Below are 20,429 nucleotides of genomic sequence, written 5' to 3' on the forward strand. Positions count from 1 at the left end.
GGGTGAGTGCAGATGCCTGTGCAACTCTTATGGACCGGCTTGGAGGTGCGCGCTCTGCGCGACGCACTGCGGGAAACCCGCGCCGGCTTCTGCGAGCTCACCGGTGTGCGCTCCGATGCCCTTCGAAAGTGGGAGCGTCGGGGCCCGACGCTGACGCTGCGCGCGGTGAACGCCGCGATCATGGACACTACCCTCGCGCGGACGACCATCGACCAACGCACGCATTTCGAACTGCGCTGTGCTGAGCTGCACCGGGAGCACAACCTGTCCGAGTCGTCGAATCCCACGTCTAAGCTCAAGGGTGATGGTCCCCAGCGGTCACCCGCACCGCATAAATCGCAGTACCTCATGGAGATCAACGACATGAACCGCCGTTCGCTTCTCAGCGTCCTGGGTGTCGGCAGCGCTGTGCTGGCGGCACCGGTCGACTGGGATCAGATCGTCGCGGCGACGAGGACGGGTTCGGTCGACGCAACCGCCGCCGAGCAATACACAGTCATCAACCGCGCGCTCTGGCAGGACTACTCCGAGGCAGAAACAAAAGCTGAGATCTTCGCAGCGGTCCGCAGTCATCTCGACAAGCTGATCGACGGTGTGCGACACGCGCGCAACAACAAGGTCCGCACACACCTGTACGAACTGAGCAGCGAGGCGCTGCAACTGCTCGGCGAGATCCTCTTCGACAGCTACGATTACCACGCTGCGGCATCCTGCTACACCCTCGCCGCATCCTTTGGAAAGGAAGCCGCTGCGCACGACTTGTGGGCATGCGCGCTGACCAGACACGCCTATTTGGGCATCTACAACCATCAATACGCCGCCGCGATCCCGCTCCTGGAATCCGCCAGTTACCTTGCGCAGCGAGGCGATTCCCAACTGACCACTCGCTACTGGGTCGACGCTGTACACGCGCAAGCCCTCGCTGGCCTTGGCGACGCCACCGGATGGGCAGGCGCCGCCGAGTCCGCGCAAGGTGTGCAAGATCTGGGGCGCGAAACGCTGATCGGCTGGTTACGTTTCGACGGCACACGTCTGGACGAGGAACGCGGCCACTGCCTGGTCCAACTCGGACAGCACGAGCGCGCCGAAACCACGCTGGCGACCCTGCTGGATCGGCCCCTGTCTACGCGGCGACGTGCGGGCGTTCTCATCGACCTGGCCGCGAGCTCCGCGCTGCGGCGAGATCCGGTGCAATTGGTCGCCTTCGGCAACGCCGCCCTCGACGCGGCGCACCGAACGCATTCCGGATACCTTGGTCGCCGACTGGATGACTTACGCGAGCACCTCCGCCCCTTGTTCGCCGACGTCCACGTCCGCAACCTCGACGAGCAGATCGCATACTTACCGTCGCCAACGACCACCCCGAGGAGAGACGTTGCTCAACGACACTGACCGCGGCCGGATCTTCCGCAACGCCTGGATCGAAGGCGTCCACACCTACTACCCGGGTGAGCCCAAACCCGGGTACGTCGCCGGGTGGGAAGACATGCCGGGCTGGGAGCAAGCCGCTGCGATCGCGGTCTACGACCAGGTGGCCCAGTTCTTGACCGCCACCGACGGTGCCGCAACCAAACTCACGCCTGAGCAGAAGGGGCGATGGGTGGCCCTGTGCTGGATCGGGCAGATCCACAAGCACTTTCCCTCCCCGAAGCCGTCCTACATCGCCGATTGGAACGATATGCCGGACTGGCAGCGGCAGACCGATTCACACATCTTCGAGGTCATCGAGGCGTCGATCGCCGCAATCACTCAGTAGGTCCTTCAGGTAGGCCCGGTTCCCGGGCTATCCTTGTAAATCGAAAACCTGACTGTTCTGTTGTAACCGCACTTTTCATAAAGCGCATGTGCTGCAGCCCGTTTGCTGCCCGTATCGAGAATGACGGCTCGATACCCGGCGTTTCGGGCATTGCTTTCCAAGCGGGCAAGCAGTTGCTGAGCGATGCCCATGTCGGCGTACGTGAGGATCGACATACATGCGTTTGATCTCGACAGTTTGACCGGTTGGATCATCTGTGTGGCGCCGGTACCCGCCGCAGCCGATTCAATCAACGGCACTGCAAGAGCTTTCGCGGGCCCTGTCCAGCTCGCCGCGCCGGAGCCGGGTCGCCGGTGGTGCGGCATCGACGACGGGAGAACTCTATGGGCGTCCACCAACTGGTCGTGATCGGCTTCGACGAGATCGTCCGCAACAAGTACATGCCTGTTATCTGAGCCGCGATCGGGGACGGTGATCTCGATTCATGGTCGATTCCGATTGTAGATCTGGAATCTGAGCGTGAAGCCATCGAGGCGCGGCTCATCGGTGTCGATCCGCAGCCGCGGATGAAGCTGTTCGTCTCGTTGGACCGGGGTGACGCCGCGCGGGCGCTGGAGACCGCGCAATCAGCTCTGAGGTTCTTGCGGATACCGGGGCTGCCGATGAAGGCGTACATCGCCACCGAAGTCGGCTCGCATGAGCAATACCTGCGTCGTTGTGTGGAGGAGGGAGTCGACTCGCTGGTCGAAAAGCCTGTATTGGCGCGCACGTCCCCAACCCGGAATCGGTGGCCGATCACACCTGCCGAACCGCGCAGCGCGCAGCCCTGATCGCTGCCCTCGAAGGCGGCAACCCCGCCAAAGCCGCGCACATCGCGATCTGGCACGACTCCCAAGAGACCCGTACCCGCGACCTGAACAAGACCGCCAAACCGTTCCTGCCCAGCGTCGACCACGAAGCCGTCACCGCCGCACAAGTCGCCGCTGCCTGAACTCCTGCGAAAGCTGTTGAACGACACTGTCGGCGAGTTCGAAGCCCAAGCCACCGTCGAGGCAGTCTGTGCCCGCGACGCGGACCGTCTCGAGTGCCGGTTCCATGCACTCGAATATCGCGCCGCGGGCGACACGCTCATGCAGGAATGGATCACCGACTCCCGCGCTCGGCTGAAGACAACCACCGCGATACGTATAGCCGACGTGGCACTGACCACCTCGCCGTTGAAGTGGCGTCAATGCCGGCAGGCACTGGATACCGACCGTGTCTGCCGCGAGATCGCTGGTCAACCGGATTGTGTGAGGCAATAATTGCCTCGTGCGACCAGCCCTTCGCCAATCCGATCCGCGGGAAACCGCGGAAACGCTGTTCGGTGCCGAACTGCGCGCCCGACGTAAGGCCGCCGGCCTTTCATTGCGGCAGTTGGCGCCACGCGTGCTGGTCAGCCACGATCTGCTGTGGAGGATCGAGACGGCACAGCGTCGGCCGCATCCTGACTTGGTTGACCGGCTCGACCGAGCCCTCGGTGCTCGAGGCCAGCTGAATCGGCTCGCCGCCCCGTTCACCGATATTGTCCTTCAGCCTCAAGATATTTCGTTGGAGCCAGACCTCGTTGGACCGTCGCTTCGTGATCTGATCACGCAGGTCCGCATGGCTGACCACACCATGGCAGCCAAACGCCTACCCGAGGTGGTGGCCCAGGCAAAGGGCGCCGAGAAGTTTGTGTGTCGGGTCAACGAGTCGCAGAGGGCGCAGTTACTGCGGAATATCGCTGAAGCGCATCAACTCGCCGGTTGGATGCTGTTCGATCGAGGCAGCGTCTCATTAGCCGAGGATGCGTTCGCCAATGCCCGGCGGACGGCAGAACGCATCGGCGCAATGGATCTAATTGCGTTCGTCGGCGGCCCGAACGCCGCCTTCATGAGCACCTGGAGCGGGGATCCAGCCCAGGGTGCCGAGCGAGCATATGGGGCGATGTCATGGGCGCGGCGCAGTGGAAATCGGCGCTTGACAGCGTTCGTGGCCACGATCGCCGCGCGTGCACACGCGAGAATGGACGAAGCCGACCTCTGCACCAAGATGCTCGTTGAAGCCGAATCGGAGCTGTCCCGGCATCAGCCACAAGAGCCCGACCCGGTCTGGCTGGACGTGTTCGATGACGCTGCGTTGGCTGGGCATCGCGGTTCGTGCTTGTTGGATCTCGGGCAACCACGGCACGCCGTCGAGTCTTTGCGTGAGCAGGATTCGGCCAGCCCAGTGGTCTTCCTGCGCAATCGCACCATTTGGCAACTAGAACAAGCCGAGGCGCAATTGCGAATGGGTGAGGATGAAGCCGCAGCAGCGGCAGTGAATCATGCGATGGATGCCGTAACAGCCAGTTCCATTACTCCTCGGGTTGCGCGCATGTTCCGCTCAATCCTTCTGAAACTGCGCGCATCCGGTGATACGGCAGTGTCGCCAACTGCTGACCGGTTAGAGGTCTTCATCGGGGCGTGCGCGTGAGCGGGTAAGTCGCCCAACGCATCTCGATCCCTACACCGCTGTCCACGACAATCAGCAGTTCGCCTTGCAACCGGCCTTCCGCTGCTCGGAAACGTCCCGGCCCTTCCGGTTCGAAGCGGGTGTCGCTGGCGAGTGGGTCATCCGCCAGGCTCGCGTGCAGGCCGTCGTGCTCCCACCGGAACACCGTTTCGTCGGCTTCCGACCACCAGCTGCCCAGAAGCGGACGGATCTCTGGTGGACACGACACCGGCTGCCATTTGCGTGGCGGTTGGATTGGCTGGGATGCGATTGCCTCGCAGAGGATTTCGGCGGCGAGGTCAGCAGGTTTGATCCCGCGGGTGGCGTTGGCCAACGCGACCACCGTCACTCCGGTAGCGCGGTCCAACGTCAGTGCGGACTGGAAGCCCGGCATCGCGCCGGTGTGCCCGGCGAGGACGCGGTCACCCCTGCGTTCCAGGATCAACCCGAGGCCCCAGCCTTTGGTCCATGCTCCGGTGTCGACCATGACCTGCAGGGTGTGCATGCTGTCGACGACCGGTGCAGGAAGAACGTCGGGTTCTCCCCCGGCGAGTGCGTGTCCCCAGCGCAGGAGATCGGCTGGCGCGGACCACATTTGGCCGCCGACACCGATGGAGGCTTGGTCCATTACCGGTTCGCGATGGACAGTGGCGATATACGGATCCAACCGGTAGCCGATCGCTGCATCCGCAGGCCGTGCCCAACTCGTCTGGGAAAGGTCGAGCGGAGCTAGCAGTCTCTGCTCGATCAGCTTTTCGCACGGTTGACCACTGACATTTTCGATGATCTGGCCGAGCACGGCGTATCCGAGGTTCGAGTAATGCCACCGCTGTCCCGGATCGGCGACCAATTCAACATCCTGAAACGCGTCGCGCAGTTCGGCGGCCGTCGGTCCTTGCATGCTCTCCCACATGTCCACCGGGGCTTCGCGTTGCAGCCCACTGCTGTGCGACAACAGCATCCGAAGTGGGAGATGCCCGAACGGCGTGCCGGGTAGATAGCAATCGACGGTGGAGTTCAGGCTCAGATCACCGCGGTGGGCCAGCAACAACGTGACCGCCGCGGTGAACGTTTTCGTGATCGACCCGATGCGGTAGATGCTGTCGATCGTGGCTGGCATCCGGTTCTCGACATCCGCGTATCCGGATGAGGCTGCCGCGAAAGGGACGCCCTCGACGCTGATCGCGACGGTCAAGCTCGGTATCTGTGCGGCGGTCTGCGCCTGCGCAACCTTGGCGGCCAGCGCCGTCTGGAAGTCGGTGTCCATGCGCCCCTTTCCTTCTTGACCAGCATCCCACACCCTCGGCGACACGTTGTTGACAAAGTTTCTGTCCACAGCAAAGTCCTTCCACACCGGATTTCCGCAGACCAGGGTGAAATCAGCACCGCGGACGTCGGTCCGCACATTCGACACAGCGAACTGACGAAGTGTCCGATCGAGGAATCGGACGACAGCGAAAGCCACAGCCGTGTCGAAAGGGACAAACCGTCGATCGCTGGTGCCTCTGATCCGAGGAGGCCCGATGAATGACATCCAAGAATCCAATCTCCCGATTCTGATCTGGATGCCCCGCATGGGTCTCCCAGCCATATGCGCAGAGAGGTGGTTGGCATGTCGATCGAAGACGACGAGCAATCGTTGATGACCAGCGTCAGAACCCAGCATCAAGCGAAGAGCGTCGGCAATGGCAATTGGGTTGTGAGCTTTCTACCCGGTCGGACCTTCTCGCAGGACCAAGCCTTCGCCGCGCTTCGTGCCGCTGATGAGTGGGCCGCGATGCAAGCGTGCGCGAGTCTCCTCGGCCTGACCGCGCTTGAGCTTGTGGGCATGGCAGCAACAGAGTGCACCTGGCCGCCGCCCGAGAAATCGCGATCAGGCCAATCGCGTATCCGTTTCTGGAAGGGGATTTCCCGATGATCCGCGAGCGGGCTTTGCTGCGTGTGTCGGATATCGCGGCCCTCAGCAAGGGTGCAGCATGTGGGCGGCGCGGCGTTGCGGTGCGCGCGTGGAAGTCCATCCGGTTGCGGTCGATGCAGCTTGCGGTGGTCAGTGAACCGAAGCGCCGCCATCGGAGGGGGCAGTGATGTTCGAGAGCTGCCACAGCGTGGGCGAGGTGGCCCACGTGTATCGCGGGTTGGGGTTCGCGGTGTCGTGTGCGTTCGAGCGTGTGTCGTTGATCGCGACGACGGCGTTGGGTGCGGTGTCGATGCCCTCTGATCTCGGCAGGCAGGTGCGTGAGGAGCTTCTCGAGGAGGCCCGGTGCGCGTCGGCGCCGATCATCAGCTACTCCCGACCGAATCGCGAGTGGGTCTTCCTCGTCGGCCCGGCGTGGGGCAGCAGGCTCGGGGTGCACATCCCGGCCCAGTTGCAGGAGCGCGGCGTGCGGATCCTGGTGTCCGGCGAGCGAGTCTGGCTTCCGATGACCGACCATCAGACCGGGTGGTACTGGGTGTCGCAGCCTATAACGGCACATTCGTTGCCGTCGCGTACCAGCGTGGTATCCGCTGCTCGTCGGCTCTGTGGCCCGGCTCGGTCGTCTGTGGTGTGGCGGTGAGCAATGCACGCCATTCCAGATTCGGTTGGGGTTGCGGCGGTCTCCAATGGTCCGAATCCGACTCAGGGACACTCTTCCTGTCCGATGAGGCGTTGTTATCGGCGATCCGGGGCCATCACGTAGGCATTCATCCGCTGGCGAAGCTGGCGCACGAGTTCGGTGTCATGTACCAGCGGCGTCTGGCCACGTTCGGTAGTGAGTGTCGTTGCCGCGCAAATGAACTCGTACTTGCGGTGGATGTGTGGGTCGCCGACCGGCTGCCCGTCCCGCATCCAAAGGCGAGGATGCATACTGAGACGTTGGGGGCGGTGATAGCCCGGTTGGCTCAGGCCCACGTATACGCCTACCACCTGTTGATGACGATCGATCCTGCCGACCCGGCCGTGCACGCGGCCTGGTACCAGCTAGCCGAACTCGTCGATGGCTACACCGATCTGACCGCCGACATCGCACGGCGGGCACGGCGACTTCCAGCCCTGGGCGCAGTCCGGTGCCCCGCACCAGACTCCCCGGCAAAGATGCCGTGCTGACCGCCTGCCGAGGGTTCCCGAACATGACCGACTATCCGCTGTTGGACGCGGCCCGGGGAACTCGCAGTATTGCATCAGACCCGCGAACATACGCCGCTGTGCGCGCTCGAGGATATCGATTGGCAGCGCACCCGTGTGATGTCGGCAATCGACCGATGGGTGGTGGCGGCCACTGCGATCCGGTTCCCCACCGCGAAGACCCATATCCACACAATGGGGCAGGTCATGGACCAGCTTGCACAGCTCTGACCGTGCACACCCATAGCGCACTCGCCGGCGCCCCGGAGGGGCTCTTCTACGACGCCTCGCTGTGGCTGGGCGAAGCCGCGAGGGCGTATCAGGACTTTGCCGACGAACTTGCCTGCGGGCATCCGCCGACTACCCCAACACTCCTTGCCCTAGTGAGAAGTGCTGTCTCCCAAAGCATTCCATCTACCTACCAATACCGATCGTCCCTTGGGAAAGGAGCGCAGTACCCCTATGCTCGATAACCCACCGCATTCCGCCGACCGGCTCGCCGAGCGGATCACGCTCACCCAGATGGGTGGCGGGTCGGATCGATACCGCGACAAGACCCGTGCCTCGCACAACTTCCACACCGACCCCGTCGCAGCAGGTGTCGCGCTTCGCCTGGTCCGCCCGCACCAGCTGGTCCTGTCGGATTTCATGAATTGCTCCGCGATCGACATCACCGCCGACTCGGAACTGCTGGCGCGACTGCGATCAGCGACCGCACTGAAGTGGGCGACGTTGCTGGCGGCGAATTTCGACGCATGGTTTCAGCACCGGAGCACCAGGGGGCGGCGGCATGGCAGCTGGATGCACGACTCGCTCACCCCCTCGGTCGCATTCGGATTGCCGTTTGTCACCTTCACCCTCGAGCGGATCCGGAGCGACGTCCGCGACCCTAACGGTCGCGCAATGGAAGTCGCGTGCGCGGTCGACTACGAGGCCTTCGTGGAATGGATGCACGAGGGGGTGTGTGCATGAACTGGCGACGCTGGATCCAATCACCAGCACAGGCGCCTTCTATCTCGGGCTGCACGACTTCCTATCACCATCCGCCCGCGCTCAGGTACAGCGCATTGGGCGAGGGTCGTGTTCGGCTGTATGCCGATTGCGGGCGCGCGCGATTCGACGGCGAGAACCGTTTGATCAGCGTGGCGTGCCCGGCTGTGCTTTGCGGCTCGGTCCCGGTGTCCGACAACCGGATCGGCGCACACCACACATGGAACGCTCAACCGTGTCAGTGGGTCGGAGCGCGCATCATCGACGACACCGCCCAACCCGTGCAGGCGATGTCGTGAACGTCTCGACCTCACCCGAGCTCGATGACACGACAAACCTGGGTGAGTGCCTCACCGACCCTGGTCACCTCACTGTTTGCGAGGCGAATTGCGCGATGAGTCGCCACCACGACTGCGCACCACAGTGTCTAGTCCTGCACCGAGAATTGCACACCTTCGGCGCGGAATTCACCGCCGTCGCTGGGCCGCTCGACTCGACCGTCATCTGGGGCCTGCGGAACGATGTGTGTCCGGCGCGCTGGCACCGCCGAGGAGCGGCGCGCTGGATCAATGCGGTGGTCACCGTGGACGGCGCGATGACCTCTCGTCGCATCGGATTCGATGCCGTCGTGGAGTGTTTGTAATGCCGTGGCGGCAACTGGGCCTCGTGATTGTGGTCGTGGTGGTGTTCGCCTCGACGATCGTGTGGGCCGGGTGGGTTGTCTGCAAGAGCCCGTCGGGTGACGGGCTGGATGGCCACCGCAACACGACGCGGGATGGCACCGGCTATGCCGACTTCGGTGTGAGTGCGGCCGGCATTCTTTCGAGGCTCGAGGACGAGTACGACGCCAATAGCGATGCTGACAGCGGTGGGGAGGGATAGGGATGGCGCGGGGGTGGTGTCGGTCGTGCGGCGGATCGCTGTCGTCTGGTCATGTGGGTGGCCTGTGTGCGATCTGCGCGTCGGCGCGGGGGTTCCGGCAGCTACTCCCGCCTGGGTTCTTCGACACGCTGTCGATGCGAGAAGCATTGGCGCACCATGATTTCGGGATGGTTTTCACCGCCATCCGGGAACGCACCGGGTTGTCACAGTATGACCTGGGGCAGCTGGTGGGTCTGAACCAGGAACGGGTCTCGAAGATCGAGCGCAGAACGCGGAAGGTGGCTGGGCTTGATGTCGCCATCCGGATATCGGTGGCGTTCGAGATCCCCGCGCAGTTCCTGGGTTTCCCGGGCGAGGCGAGTAATAGCCTGGCAGCGGAGGAAGTGGATTGGGTGGAGCGGCGTGACTTCCTGTCTGTGTTGATGGCGGCCGCGCTCGGCTCCAATTTGCATCCCGAACTCGATCGGCTGAGCGGTCAGCTCCCGGAGCGGTTGAAGGATTTTCACCGCACGCGGATCGGTGTCAAGGATGTCGAGGCGATCGAGGCGCTCAGCGAGTACTACCGCTGTCAGGATCTCGCCCACGGTAGTGCCTTGTACAGGGATGCTGCCCTGACCCAGCTGCGTGAGGTCCGCACCTACCAACACGTCGCCTGTAGTGAGGCGCTGCGGCCGCGGTTGTGGGTGGCCACGGCGGAGCTGGCGTGGGTGACCGGTTGGCTGGCCTACGATCTCGAGGACCACGATGGCGCCCGCCGCCTGTGGACCTATGCCGTGTGGGCGGCTGGTCAGGGTGCCGACCATCCGCACAGCGCTGATCTGGCGGCGAACATTTTGCTCGATACGGCTCATCAGTCATTGCATCTGTGGCGTCCGCTGTGGACGGCACCGGAGCCCGACCAACGACGTTGCCAGCAAAGGTATCTCGACGAGGCGCTTCGCTGCGCGCAGACCGCCGCGGCGACCGCGAGCAGCCGCCGCTACCCGGTCAGTTCCGTCACCGAGGGATACATCGCGTCGGTGACAGCGTGGTGCTGGGCTGCGCGCGGAGACGCCGAAGCGGTGCACCGATCGATCGAACGCTCTGAAGACCTCTATGCACAAGCGGACCGGAACAATCTGCCTGCGTGGTCGTCGTTCCTCACCGCCGCCGAAATCTCTGCACAGCATGGACATTCGCACTACTTGCTGTCGACTCATGACCGTGACCACGCTGCGCAAGCGATCGAGCTGCTCACCGCTGGCGTGGACGGCCACGCCGTCGAACATGCCCGCAGCAAGGCCGTCGCGTTGCCGACATTGGCGGGCGCCTACCTGCAAGCCGGTGACCACGACAGCGCCGCCTACTACTGCGGCTCAGCGATCCAGCAGATCAACGCACTGACCTCGCGGCGTTGCTACACCCGGCTGCGTGACTTGAATCGGATTGCCGCACAATATGATCGGGACTCAGCCGTCACCGATATGCGAGCCCACATCGCCGACACCGTGGCGTTGCCGACGTGATCGACAGCGGGCCTCCCGGGCCGCCCGACTCGCGACCCCACCGGACCCGCTGATCTCGGCCGATTGATCCGCCAGCTTGCACGCGGGCTGGTGATCCGCCGCCCTCCGGCTGGGCGAAGCGCTCGATATCGACGATCACCGCACCGAACCGGCATTGTCCGGCGCTGATCGCGCGTGGCTGCGCAGCCGAGCTTCCGAAGTGGTCGCGCGTACCGGGGTACCGAGTGGCCGTTGGGAATCGGGCTGATCCACGCCGACGCAGACGCCGCGAACATGGTCGGTACCGAGAACGGGTGGGTGCTGATCGACTGGGACAACACCAGCATTCGGCCCCAGAGACTCGACCTAGCCGGGGCAGTGCCCGACCATTTCCACGAATCCGACCGCTACCGAGAACAATTCAGCACCGCCTACGGCTACGACATATTCACCTGGTCGGGCTGGACGTCACTGCGCGACATCGTCGAACTGCATTCGATCGGCAGCTACATCCGCCTGGCGCCGGACAAGCCGGCCGCCGCGAACGAACTACACCGCAGGGTCCGGTCCCTGCACAGCGGCGACCGATCCGTCATCTGGCAGCCGGTGTCCTAACTAACCCGCATCATCTCGGTGCGCCGCCCGGCCCGCAAGAGCGAATCGGATGTGAGGTTCCCAGCCCACCTTTCGGTGTGAGCGCGCGGCTGCTTTCTGGCTGATGACCAGGGGAGATATCGGAAATTTCGGAACGCAACATCCTTTGGATCTATGTCCAAAGGATGTTGGGCGGTGCCTGCGTGCACGCGAGCCTGAATGAGGCATCCGACACCAGATGCGCTCGCTGAGGACTAGCAGCCGCGAACGTGTCGGCCGGTGCGAGGCGGTGTTGGGATGCTGTCCGGCTACCTGGGGAGGCGTGTGCATGAACACCGTTAGGGATACAGAGCTGCTTCTGGTCAAGCACCGCGACTGCGCCGCCGAGGTCGATCCACAGTTCGGATCGATCACCGAAGCCCGGTTCGTCATGAGGGTCCACTCCGGGCACGGCCCGCGGTGTCGCCAGTACATCGCTGCCGCCGCATACACCGCGGGCCAGCAGGCGCAAGACGACCCGGACGCTTAGCCGCCCAAGGGGGCACGAGCGCACGCAACCAAGTCATGATGAAAGGCGAACATCCGTGAGCACCGGGAAGTCAGCCCTACCGCCGCACCCGCCGGGAGACGAGCCAGTACCGGTGCCGATATGGGAGACCTGGTTCAGTGCCTACCCGCACGCCACCTACTGCGCGATGCGCGAGCACCAAGGGTCCCTGGTGCCGGTCGAGATCGCGCCGGGTGTGGAAGCGGACCTGGTCCTCGACCATGAGATCGCCCGATTGATCCTGCCCGATGATGATCATTACCGGGTTGATCCCCGCCGCTGGCAGGACAGTGTCGCGTCCGACTGTCCCGCGTTGCCGGTTCTGAGCTGGCGGCCCGATGCCTTGCGCTCCGACAGCACAGAGCACACCCGGTATCGGCGCGCGGTGACCGACAGCCTCAAAGACATCGATCAGTACGCGTTGTCCCGCATGGCCGAAACCACGGCGAAAGCATTGATCAACCAGTTCTGTACGGCCGGTGCGGCGGACCTGTTGCACGAGTACGCGATTCCGCTCACCGTGACCGTTCTCGACAGTGTGCTCGGGTTGGCGCCCGCACCAGCCCAGCAGGCGTTCACCGCGACCGCGGCACTGTATGACTCGCTCGATCCGGCTGCGGCGCATCAGCTTCTGATCGAGGCGATGCAGGAAGCGGTGGAGATCAAAAGGACTCACCGCGGCGCCGATGTGGCCACCTCGCTGCTGGCGCACCCATCGGATCTGTCCACCGTCGAGGTGGCGCACACGCTGGCCATGCTGTATTCGCTCGGGACCGAACTGACGTGGAACCTGATCTGCATCACCCTGGCCGAGACGATCACCGCTGATCTCGCGGCGCAACCGCTGTCGACCCGGGAGTTGATCGATGAAGCCCTGTTCAACAACCCACCGCTGGCCATCGCCAACCCCCGGTTCCCGCGGGGGATCCAGCCCCTGCCCAGCATGACGCTGCAGCCGCACCGGCCCGTGCTGATCAGCCTGGCCGCAGCCAACCAATCCGTGCAAGGTGACCGCACCGGCAACCGGTCGCATTTGGGGTGGGGCGCCGGCCCGCACGAATGTCCAGCCCAATCCGAGGCACTGCTCATCGCGGGAGAAGGCGTCAGCCAGCTAATCGACGCGCTACCGGAGATCGCACTCGCCATCCCCGCCGACCAACTGCAGTGGCGGCCCAACCCGTTCCGCCGTGCGCTCAAAGCTTTTCCGGTCACCTTCCCGCCGTCGCCGCCGCTTCCGCTGACCTAGTAGGAGATTTTTCTGCCGTGCAGCAGCACACACCCACACAAACCGGCACGACCGGCGGTGTCTCGATCGAGGACCTCGGGCCCCGAATCCCGATCTACACACCCGATTTCGCTGTCGACCCGCTGCGCCGATACCAGCAGATGCGCGAGCGCTACGGTGCGCTGGTGCCGGTCGAGCTCGCCGCCGGTTTGGACGCAACGCTGGTTATCGACTATCGCACCGCGATCGGCATCCTCAACGACTCCGAGCATTTCACCGCCGACCCGCGCGCCTGGCAGCAGACGGTACCCGAAACCCAACGCCGCCAGTGGGACGTCTACACCATGATCCAATGGCGGCCGAACTCGTTGCGCAGCAACGGCAAAGAACACGACCGCTACCGTGAGGCGACAACCGCCGCACTCGCCGGGATCAACCAATACCCCCTGCAACAACTGGTGGAACAAACCGCGGGCGCAGCGGTCAACACCTTCTGCCGCGACGGGGTCGCCGATCTGCTGAGTCAGTACTGCGGGCCGGTGGCATTCACAGTGGTCACCACCATCCTCGGATGCACACCCGAGCTGGCCGCACGTCTGGGCGCCGCCTCAGCGGCGCTGTTCGACGGCCGCGACACCGACACCGTCAACCAGATGTTCGATGACGCGTTGCGGGAACTGACCCGCAACAAACGCGCCGCCCCCGGCGACGACGTCGCGTCTCGACTGGTCAACCATCCCGCTCGTCTGGACGACGACGAGATGGTGCAACAACTGCTGACCATCGTGTCGGCCGCGATCGAGGTCCCCCAAAACCTCATCGCCAACACCTTGCTGCTGTTGCTGAGCCAACGCGACCGGTTCACCGCCAGCACAGCGAGTGGCTTGCCTGCCTCGACCAGTGCGGCCATCGACGAAACCCTGTTCACCAACCCGCCGATGGCCAACTACTGCATCACCTATCCGCGACAACCCCGGCGTATCGAGAATGTGTGGCTGCCTGCCCGGCAGCGTGTCGGCAGCGTGTGGCTGCCCGCGAATCAGCCCGTCGTCACCAGCATGGCCGCGATCAACGACAGCCCCGAGATCAACACCGGCCACTACCTCGACAACCGGTCACACATGGCCTACGGGTCCGGCCCGCACGCCTGCCCGAACCCCGCCCGCGTCATGGCCCGCCTGATCGCAGAAGGCACCATCGATGAACTCCTGGACCGCCTGCCCGAGCTGCATCTCGCGGTCGATCCCACCGAGCTGGCCTGGCGGCCAGGCCCATTCCACCGCGCGCTGACCGGGCTTCCCGTCACCTTCCCCAAGTCCCGGCCGCTGCCCATCCACGTCTAGGAACGATCATGACCAGCATCGACCAGCACACTCCGGTCCCGCATCCCGCAATCGACGCTCACGCTGACGGTTTCTTCTCCTGCCAGCTGGCCACCATTGTGCTGACCGAGATGCAGGCATTGACTCTCTGCGACATCTTCGAAGGTTCTGTCGCGTACGCCAATGAGTCGTGGCTGCTCGAACCCGGCCGCCGGATGGCCGAGGAGGTCCGGGCTCGGGCCCAGGAAGATCCCCACCACGGCGAGCGGTGGGGCGTGCACTTCGCCGCGCTCGCCGAACTCTGCGAATCCTGGCATCCGGCACAGGCTTTCGCGGTCCTGAACGCGATCGACAGGTACTGGATCAGCGACGTAGACGACGCGTTGTCCGCGGTAGGTCTGGTTCGCGGACCCGCGCGGCAGCACAACCCTGACCCAGCCGCAGCTGCAGGCTCTGGATACCGACCCACACGTCTATCGGGAGTTCTTCGCCCAGCAGCTGGCCACCGCGCGCCGGGCGTGGCATCCGGAGCAGGCGGTCGCATTAATACTGACGCTGTATGAGGTCATCGACACGCCGATCGCGCGGTTCGACGACCAGTGGTGGCCCCACCACGGCACCACGATGGCGACCATGTCCCGCGCTGGTGCCACGGTGGCGCACCACAACGAACGGTGGCTCGGCCAATCCTGGCATCCGGAACAGGCTTTCGCCGTCCTCGGTGCCATCACCTGCCACCGTGTAGTCCATTGCGACTCGGTCACCGCTCTGCGCGCGGTCGGTCTCTGGCCCTGATCACACAGACCAGGCAGCAGAACGCTTCGGGCTACCGATGACATTCCCTGTATCCGAACGCACACGAAAGATATTGCAACCCAACATGATTCGGCGGCACATGCTACGGCTACAGCCGTCGGCGGGTCGCCTGGCGAGAAGGCGAGTATCCACATGACCATCGATCTCACCACCACCGCATGCGAGCACGTCGGCGGCGAACCTGTCGTCGACGCCTTGCGGACCGCGTTGCTCGGCCCGGATACCGCGCTGCGGACGCGGGTCCGTGACGTCGTGACCGGATTGAATGACCTCCCGATGTCGGGCCTGACGTATGCCGAGCACGCCGCCCGCGGGCCGGTCCTGCTGCGTTCGGTGCTTGCGGGGCTCGGCGTGTCCGCGGGTGCCCTCGCTGGCGACGCCAGGTTTCGCGGTGTTGTCGTTGACGAGTCCGCGATGAGCGCGCCGCGGCTGTTGCCGGTGGAGACCGGGCACATCGACTTGGCGGTTGGCGGGATCGTTTCGCTGGGGACCGGCACGCCGTATCAGCAGCAGTGCTTGGCCGACCTCGACACCGGCGCCGCGGTGGGGGTGATGATGCTGACCGAGGTCGGGGGAACCAATGGAGCCGACCATCGCACGCTGGCGGTCTGGGATCCGGTAACGAAGGGATTCTGGCTACGGACTCCCGACATCCGCGCAGCCTACAACCTGCCGAACGTGGCCTTGGCCGACGTGCCGAATGTTGTGTTGGCTATTGCACGGCTGTACGTGCACGGCCGCGACGAGGGCGTGTTCGCGTTCCTGCTGCGGCTGCGCACCACCGACGGGTTGGCCGAGGGTGTCGATGTTGTCGACCTTCCGGACAAGGACTTCGCGCCGATGCCGCACGCGATCATCCGGTTCCGGGATTGCTGGGTACCCCACGACGCGCTGCTGGCCGGAGACTGGGCTCGAATCACCGATGACGGCCGATTCGAATGCGACATCCCCGACCACCGGGAACGGTTCCATCACACCATCCCCAGGCTGGCAGACGGCCGCCTCGACCTGGCGACAACCTTCGCCACCCCCCGCGCCGCCCTACACGGTCTACACAACTTCGCCCGCCAACGCCGATCAGGGGCAGGCACCGGAATGCTCGACCGTGACGCGCTACAGACCGACCTCGTCACCGCGCTGGTTTCGGTGTACTGCGCGAGCATCTTCGGCCGCTATCTGCGCGAGATGCGCGCAGCCACGACCAACACCGACCCCACCATGGGCCTGATGGCGCTGCTCGCCAAAGCGTCGTTGCCGGTCATCGCCGAGCAGGTGTTGTTGATGTGTCGGCTCAACACCGCCTCACACGGATCAACCGTGCTCAGCCGTCTGAGCGCGTGGCACGGCAATATTGTCGGATCGCTGATCGCCGAGGGCGTGACCCAAGTCGCCCAGATCAAAGCCGGAAAGATGCTACTGGCCAGCAGCACACCACAGCTGCCGGGCACGCCGACCGAACTGCCATGGGCGATCGAACTCCTCATACAGCGGGAACACGTCATCACCGAAGGTCTGCGCGGCGGCGACATCACCGCCGCCGGGCCGGTACTGGGCCCGGACTCGGCGGCCATCGCACTGACCGGTGCGGTCACCGACCGGATGCTGGCCACCGCCGCGATCATCGCCGCATCGACCACCACCGAACCCCTCGCCATCTACCTGCTCAACACAGTCGGCGAAACATACGCGCTGGCCCGCATCCATCAAGAAACCGGCTGGTACAACGACCACCCAGTCCCAGGCTGGCTCGAGCACCGCGAATCAATCGCCTCCGATCTCGTTGCCCATCAACGCATCTTGCTCACCCATCTGGCAGAGATGGTGGCCGCCTTCGACATCCCCGAATTTCCCGGTTCACCGCTGAGCGGCGACGACTACACCGCGACCTATCAGCAGTTGACCGGCTGGAACCCCGACACCTTCATCACCGCCACCACACCATGACCGCCACCAACCTCGGCTGGCGGCTCACGGATGCGGCTGCGAGCAACCGCGCTCGCAGCCGCATCGAGACATTCGGAAAGGACGCGCCCACATGGACGCTGTAACAACGCCGCACTGTTTGGATGCCGCAGAGCCGAATCCACTGCCTCGAACCAATGAATTCATCACGCAACTGCTCCACGAGTACGGCGCCGACTACAACCTGAAACTCGCCGCGGTGGTCGAGGTCACCAATCGAGACGATAAGGCGCGCTACATGAGCGCGATCAACGCAGCGATCAACATCCTGACCCGCGACAAATCCACGGCCGAGGCGCTGGTGGTCGATCACCTGGCGACGATTTTCGCTGCGCTCGACGCCGACCTCCAAAGCTCGAACCACCACGAAGCAACCGTGCAGGATCCTGCGCTATCGCACGATGGGCGCGATCGACCCGTCGGTGACATATCCGGCGAACCGGGACAGTCATGACAACCGACGGCACGCTGGACGGTCCACTCAACGCCGATCTCGTCGACGCCTTGCATACGGTGCTGGCCGGGACCAACGGACCCCATGGCCGAACTCGTGGCCGCTTTCGAAATCCCCGCCCTGCCCAGGGCGCCGCTGTTCGCCCGCGACTACCTCGACCCATATCGGACGCTGACCAGCTCGAACGCCGACACGCCACCTGCCGTCCCGGTCCGCCAGGCCAGCTGAAGCTCACACCCACCCAGCGATGTGGCTCCCAGTGCCGCACGCCCAGAGCCACATTCACCAGGACATGACTCAAACACTTTCCACACCAACGGATTCCCGCTTGCACGGCATCAGCGCGCCAGCCGGTCCGGATCAACATTGCAAAGCCACTGACTATGTCGCAACGACGCACGGTCCAGAGCGAGGAAGGGGAAACCGAATGAACGGCTATACACACAGTCCGGAGCGAGCGCACAGCGGCCGCATTCACAGCGCCCTGCTGGGCGGCAAAGATGCCTATTCCCCCGATTTCGCTGCCAGCGAGCGGCTGGCCGCCGAGGCAAAGCGCTTCCAGATGGCGACTCGCGCGACGCGGCTGTGGCTGTTGCGCGCGGTGAAGTACCTGGCTGCGGAAGAGCAGGTTGCGCAGTTCGTGGAGTTGGGTTCGGGCTACCCGTGCGCACCGAACGTCCACGAGATGGCGCGGGAACACCTGCCCGCCGCGCGCACCCTCTACGTCGACCATGATCCGGTGGTCGCGTCTCACGGTCGGGCTCTGCTCGCTGACGATGCTCAGACATTCTTCGCCCATGCCGATCTGACTGACACCGACACCATCGTCAACGAGATCACTACCGTGCTGGATCTCGGTGCGCCTGTGGCGGTATGTCTGTCGTTCGTGGCGGAGTTTATCGCCGAGCCGGTCGACGTCGTCGACGCTGTGACCGCCGCGTTGCCGCGCGGCTCTTTCGTGGCGCTGAGCCACGTCGCCGACGACATAGAACCCGGTGTGGTCAAAAGTGCTGCCGAGGTCTACGCCAGCTATGGCATCAATTTTCGGCCCCGCTCGCGAGGGGAAGTTGCTTCGTTGCTGGCGCGCTGCGACCTCGTCGAGCCGGGGCTGGTTGCGCCGCACCGATGGCGACCGGCTGACGAACTCGACCGTCGCCGTGCGCGGCGCAAACGCTGGGAGCCGCCGCAGGAGGAACAGGTGTGCTGCTACGCCGCCGTGGGGAAGCTCCACTGACCGGATCGAGCAGCATATGTCTGCCTATCCAGCAGGGCGGGCCTCCAAGTCCGAGTAACCGTGCGCCACAGGCGTTTTCCAGGCAGAGTATCGAGATGGGTGGCGCGGGCGGCATAGCCTGTCGCGTCACAGCGAAGGGGGTCGTGCATGCCGAGTAGTCAGCTCGTGGTCGTACTCGTCGGCTTGGTCGTCATTCTGGTGGCGGCCAGGGCCATGGGGTGGCTGGCGGAGAAGGTCGGACAGCCTGCGGTGGTCGGGGAGATCGCGGCGGGGATCCTGGCGGGCCCGACAGTGCTCGGTCCCACAGCCTCGGGCGCACTGTTTCCGCATGAGGTCCGCTCGTATCTGAGCCTGCTGGCCTCCGTCGGCGTCGCGGTGTTCATGTTCCTGGCTGGTTTGGAGCTCGACGGTTCGGTATTTTCGGGCCGGCGCCGCACGATCCCCGTTGTTTCGACGGCTGCCTACGCCGCGCCGTTCCTGTTGGGTTGTGGCATGGCGGTGGTGGTGCTTGCGCGTCACCGGGTCGGGGATGGGCGGCACTTCGCGCTGTTCCTCGGCTGCGCTCTTGCAGTCACGGCTTTCCCCGTGTTGGCGCGAATCCTTCACGATCATCGGCTGATTCGCACACCGGTCGGGCAGATCAGCCTCGCGTGTGCCGCGGTGGTCGATCTGATGGCGTGGGCGGCGCTGGCGGTGGTGCTCGCTTTCGCGAACCCGCAGAGCGGCGGGTACTGGCGGTGGGCGGGCCTGATTCCGGTGATGGTGCTGACGTGGTGGGTGGCGCGGCCCGCGCTGATGCGTCTGGCCTCGGGCGGCACCGATCAGACGATGATCGTGGCCGGGGTCGGAGGGGCGTTGCTGATGGGAGCGATCACCGAATGGGTCGGGCTGCACCTGGTGTTCGGGGCTTTCGCGTTCGGGCTGGTCTTCCCGCGCGAGCGCCGCGCTGCGGTCGAGTCCGGCGCCCAGGTGCTGAGCGCAGTCCTGATGCCTGCGTTTTTCGTCGTCGCGGGCCTGGCGGTCGACCTGGGCGCGCTCGACGCAACCGCGGTGGGTGAGTTAGCGATCATCGTGGCAGCAGCGGTGATGGGCAAGGTCGGCAGTGTCTACGCCGCCGGGCGCATGGTCGGCTTGGGCTCTCGGACGGCGGCCGCAGTCGCGGCGCTGCTGAACACTCGCGGGTTGACCGAGCTGGTGATCCTCAATGTCGGGCTCAGCGTGGGGCTCATCGCCGGACCGCTGTATTCGCTGCTGGTGGTGATGGCACTGGTGACGACGGCTATGACATCGCCGATGCTGCGTCTGGTCGGCGTGACCGCTGCTCGCGGCGCCGACCAGACGGCACCACATGAGGATGGGGCCGCCGTCGGCGGATCTCCGCCAGGACGTGGGCGGCGTAGCTTTCGCCGAGCAGCAGATTCGGGAGCGCGGCAGTGACGGGAGTTCGGGTGCGACGGGTCGGGGTGGACAGCGAGTTCGGGGAGCTGCGGTCGGTGGTGATGCGTCATGCTGGACCGGTCACGCTGGATCTTTCCGGGTCGCTGGA

At 64.7% G+C, this 20,429-nt stretch carries 26 protein-coding genes; 24 read left to right on the plus strand and 2 right to left on the minus strand.

Annotated elements, in window-relative coordinates; translation table 11 throughout:
- Positions 1-12: 12 nt before the first annotated feature.
- Together AB0J29_RS30855 and AB0J29_RS30860 are read left to right on the plus strand one after the other, a co-directional pair.
- Positions 13-1,392, plus strand: a complete 1,380-nt coding sequence (locus AB0J29_RS30855) for a transcriptional regulator (protein WP_364793857.1) — start codon at positions 13-15, stop codon at positions 1,390-1,392.
- Complete coding sequence (locus tag AB0J29_RS30860) at positions 1,376-1,756, plus strand: hypothetical protein (protein WP_364793859.1); 381 nt, start codon at positions 1,376-1,378, stop codon at positions 1,754-1,756. Before AB0J29_RS30855 ends, AB0J29_RS30860 begins: the two co-directional genes overlap by 17 nt.
- Positions 1,757-1,761: 5 nt before the next feature.
- Here AB0J29_RS30860 and AB0J29_RS30865 read toward each other — a convergent pair whose 3' ends face one another.
- A complete protein-coding gene (locus AB0J29_RS30865; protein ID WP_364793861.1) occupies positions 1,762-2,055 on the minus strand; it encodes a GNAT family N-acetyltransferase in 294 nt (97 codons plus the stop codon).
- A gap of 416 nt (positions 2,056-2,471) precedes the next feature.
- Here AB0J29_RS30865 and AB0J29_RS30870 point away from each other — a divergent pair, with 416 nt between their 5' ends.
- The 3 genes from AB0J29_RS30870 to AB0J29_RS30880 are packed head-to-tail and all read left to right on the plus strand — an operon-like array spanning position 2,472 to position 4,252.
- Positions 2,472-2,747, plus strand: coding sequence for an HD domain-containing protein (locus AB0J29_RS30870; protein WP_364793863.1), 276 nt, complete (start codon positions 2,472-2,474; stop codon positions 2,745-2,747).
- A 16-nt stretch (positions 2,748-2,763) separates the two neighbouring features.
- Entirely contained in the window at positions 2,764-3,060 is a 297-nt protein-coding gene (locus AB0J29_RS30875; protein ID WP_364793865.1) for a hypothetical protein, read from the plus strand.
- 7 nt (positions 3,061-3,067) lie between these two features.
- A complete protein-coding gene (locus AB0J29_RS30880) occupies positions 3,068-4,252 on the plus strand; it encodes a helix-turn-helix transcriptional regulator (protein ID WP_364793867.1) in 1,185 nt (394 codons plus the stop codon).
- Here the strand turns inward: AB0J29_RS30880 and AB0J29_RS30885 are convergent.
- On the minus strand, positions 4,233-5,537 hold the full coding sequence (locus AB0J29_RS30885; RefSeq protein WP_364793870.1) for a serine hydrolase domain-containing protein: 1,305 nt from the start codon (positions 5,535-5,537) through the stop codon (positions 4,233-4,235). The two genes, AB0J29_RS30880 and AB0J29_RS30885, sit on opposite strands and share 20 nt — an antisense overlap.
- 345 nt (positions 5,538-5,882) lie before the next feature.
- Between AB0J29_RS30885 and AB0J29_RS30890 the strand changes: the two genes are divergently transcribed.
- From AB0J29_RS30890 to AB0J29_RS30980, 19 genes are all read left to right on the plus strand, one after another.
- Positions 5,883-6,188 carry a hypothetical protein gene (locus AB0J29_RS30890; protein WP_364793872.1) on the plus strand — a complete coding sequence of 102 codons (306 nt, stop codon included), beginning with the start codon at positions 5,883-5,885 and terminating at the stop codon, positions 6,186-6,188.
- A gap of 163 nt (positions 6,189-6,351) precedes the next feature.
- Positions 6,352-6,825 (plus strand): hypothetical protein, encoded by a 474-nt coding sequence (locus AB0J29_RS30895; RefSeq protein ID WP_364793874.1) that lies wholly within the window; start codon positions 6,352-6,354, stop codon positions 6,823-6,825.
- 164 nt (positions 6,826-6,989) lie between these two features.
- Positions 6,990-7,355 carry a DUF4254 domain-containing protein gene (locus AB0J29_RS30900; RefSeq protein WP_364793932.1) on the plus strand — a complete coding sequence of 122 codons (366 nt, stop codon included), beginning with the start codon at positions 6,990-6,992 and terminating at the stop codon, positions 7,353-7,355.
- 69 nt (positions 7,356-7,424) lie between these two features.
- Positions 7,425-7,604, plus strand: coding sequence for a hypothetical protein (locus AB0J29_RS30905; RefSeq protein WP_364793876.1), 180 nt, complete (start codon positions 7,425-7,427; stop codon positions 7,602-7,604).
- Positions 7,605-7,835: 231 nt separating this feature from the next.
- A complete protein-coding gene (locus AB0J29_RS30910; RefSeq protein WP_364793878.1) occupies positions 7,836-8,345 on the plus strand; it encodes a hypothetical protein in 510 nt (169 codons plus the stop codon).
- Positions 8,346-8,757: 412 nt separating this feature from the next.
- Positions 8,758-9,006 (plus strand): hypothetical protein, encoded by a 249-nt coding sequence (locus AB0J29_RS30915; protein ID WP_364793880.1) that lies wholly within the window; start codon positions 8,758-8,760, stop codon positions 9,004-9,006.
- Positions 9,006-9,245 (plus strand): hypothetical protein, encoded by a 240-nt coding sequence (locus tag AB0J29_RS30920; RefSeq protein WP_364793882.1) that lies wholly within the window; start codon positions 9,006-9,008, stop codon positions 9,243-9,245. Before AB0J29_RS30915 ends, AB0J29_RS30920 begins: the two co-directional genes overlap by 1 nt.
- A gap of 134 nt (positions 9,246-9,379) precedes the next feature.
- The gene (locus tag AB0J29_RS30925) at positions 9,380-10,750 is read left to right on the plus strand and encodes a helix-turn-helix transcriptional regulator (RefSeq protein ID WP_364793884.1); all 1,371 of its coding nucleotides are present in this window, start codon (positions 9,380-9,382) and stop codon (positions 10,748-10,750) included.
- A 231-nt stretch (positions 10,751-10,981) separates the two neighbouring features.
- Complete coding sequence (locus AB0J29_RS30930) at positions 10,982-11,344, plus strand: phosphotransferase (protein WP_364793886.1); 363 nt, start codon at positions 10,982-10,984, stop codon at positions 11,342-11,344.
- A gap of 307 nt (positions 11,345-11,651) precedes the next feature.
- Entirely contained in the window at positions 11,652-11,852 is a 201-nt protein-coding gene (locus tag AB0J29_RS30935; protein WP_364793888.1) for a hypothetical protein, read from the plus strand.
- 55 nt (positions 11,853-11,907) lie between these two features.
- Positions 11,908-13,116, plus strand: coding sequence for a cytochrome P450 (locus tag AB0J29_RS30940; protein WP_364793890.1), 1,209 nt, complete (start codon positions 11,908-11,910; stop codon positions 13,114-13,116).
- A gap of 17 nt (positions 13,117-13,133) precedes the next feature.
- Positions 13,134-14,438, plus strand: coding sequence for a cytochrome P450 (locus AB0J29_RS30945; protein ID WP_364793892.1), 1,305 nt, complete (start codon positions 13,134-13,136; stop codon positions 14,436-14,438).
- An 8-nt stretch (positions 14,439-14,446) separates the two neighbouring features.
- Positions 14,447-14,980: a hypothetical protein gene (locus AB0J29_RS30950; RefSeq protein WP_364793894.1), complete on the plus strand. Its 534-nt coding sequence runs from the start codon at positions 14,447-14,449 to the stop codon at positions 14,978-14,980.
- A gap of 70 nt (positions 14,981-15,050) precedes the next feature.
- On the plus strand, positions 15,051-15,212 hold the full coding sequence (locus AB0J29_RS30955) for a hypothetical protein (protein ID WP_364793896.1): 162 nt from the start codon (positions 15,051-15,053) through the stop codon (positions 15,210-15,212).
- A 153-nt stretch (positions 15,213-15,365) separates the two neighbouring features.
- On the plus strand, positions 15,366-17,177 hold the full coding sequence (locus AB0J29_RS30960) for a hypothetical protein (protein ID WP_364793898.1): 1,812 nt from the start codon (positions 15,366-15,368) through the stop codon (positions 17,175-17,177).
- 91 nt (positions 17,178-17,268) lie between these two features.
- On the plus strand, positions 17,269-17,649 hold the full coding sequence (locus tag AB0J29_RS30965) for a hypothetical protein (RefSeq protein ID WP_364793900.1): 381 nt from the start codon (positions 17,269-17,271) through the stop codon (positions 17,647-17,649).
- An 84-nt stretch (positions 17,650-17,733) separates the two neighbouring features.
- Complete coding sequence (locus AB0J29_RS30970; protein ID WP_364793902.1) at positions 17,734-17,877, plus strand: hypothetical protein; 144 nt, start codon at positions 17,734-17,736, stop codon at positions 17,875-17,877.
- Between the two features lie 199 nt (positions 17,878-18,076).
- On the plus strand, positions 18,077-18,883 hold the full coding sequence (locus AB0J29_RS30975; protein WP_364793904.1) for an SAM-dependent methyltransferase: 807 nt from the start codon (positions 18,077-18,079) through the stop codon (positions 18,881-18,883).
- A 147-nt stretch (positions 18,884-19,030) separates the two neighbouring features.
- On the plus strand, positions 19,031-20,320 hold the full coding sequence (locus tag AB0J29_RS30980) for a cation:proton antiporter (protein ID WP_364793906.1): 1,290 nt from the start codon (positions 19,031-19,033) through the stop codon (positions 20,318-20,320).
- Positions 20,321-20,429 lie beyond the last annotated feature (109 nt).

This window comes from Nocardia sp. NPDC049707, assembly GCF_040674855.1.
Taxonomy (GTDB): Bacteria; Actinomycetota; Actinomycetes; order Mycobacteriales; family Mycobacteriaceae; genus Nocardia.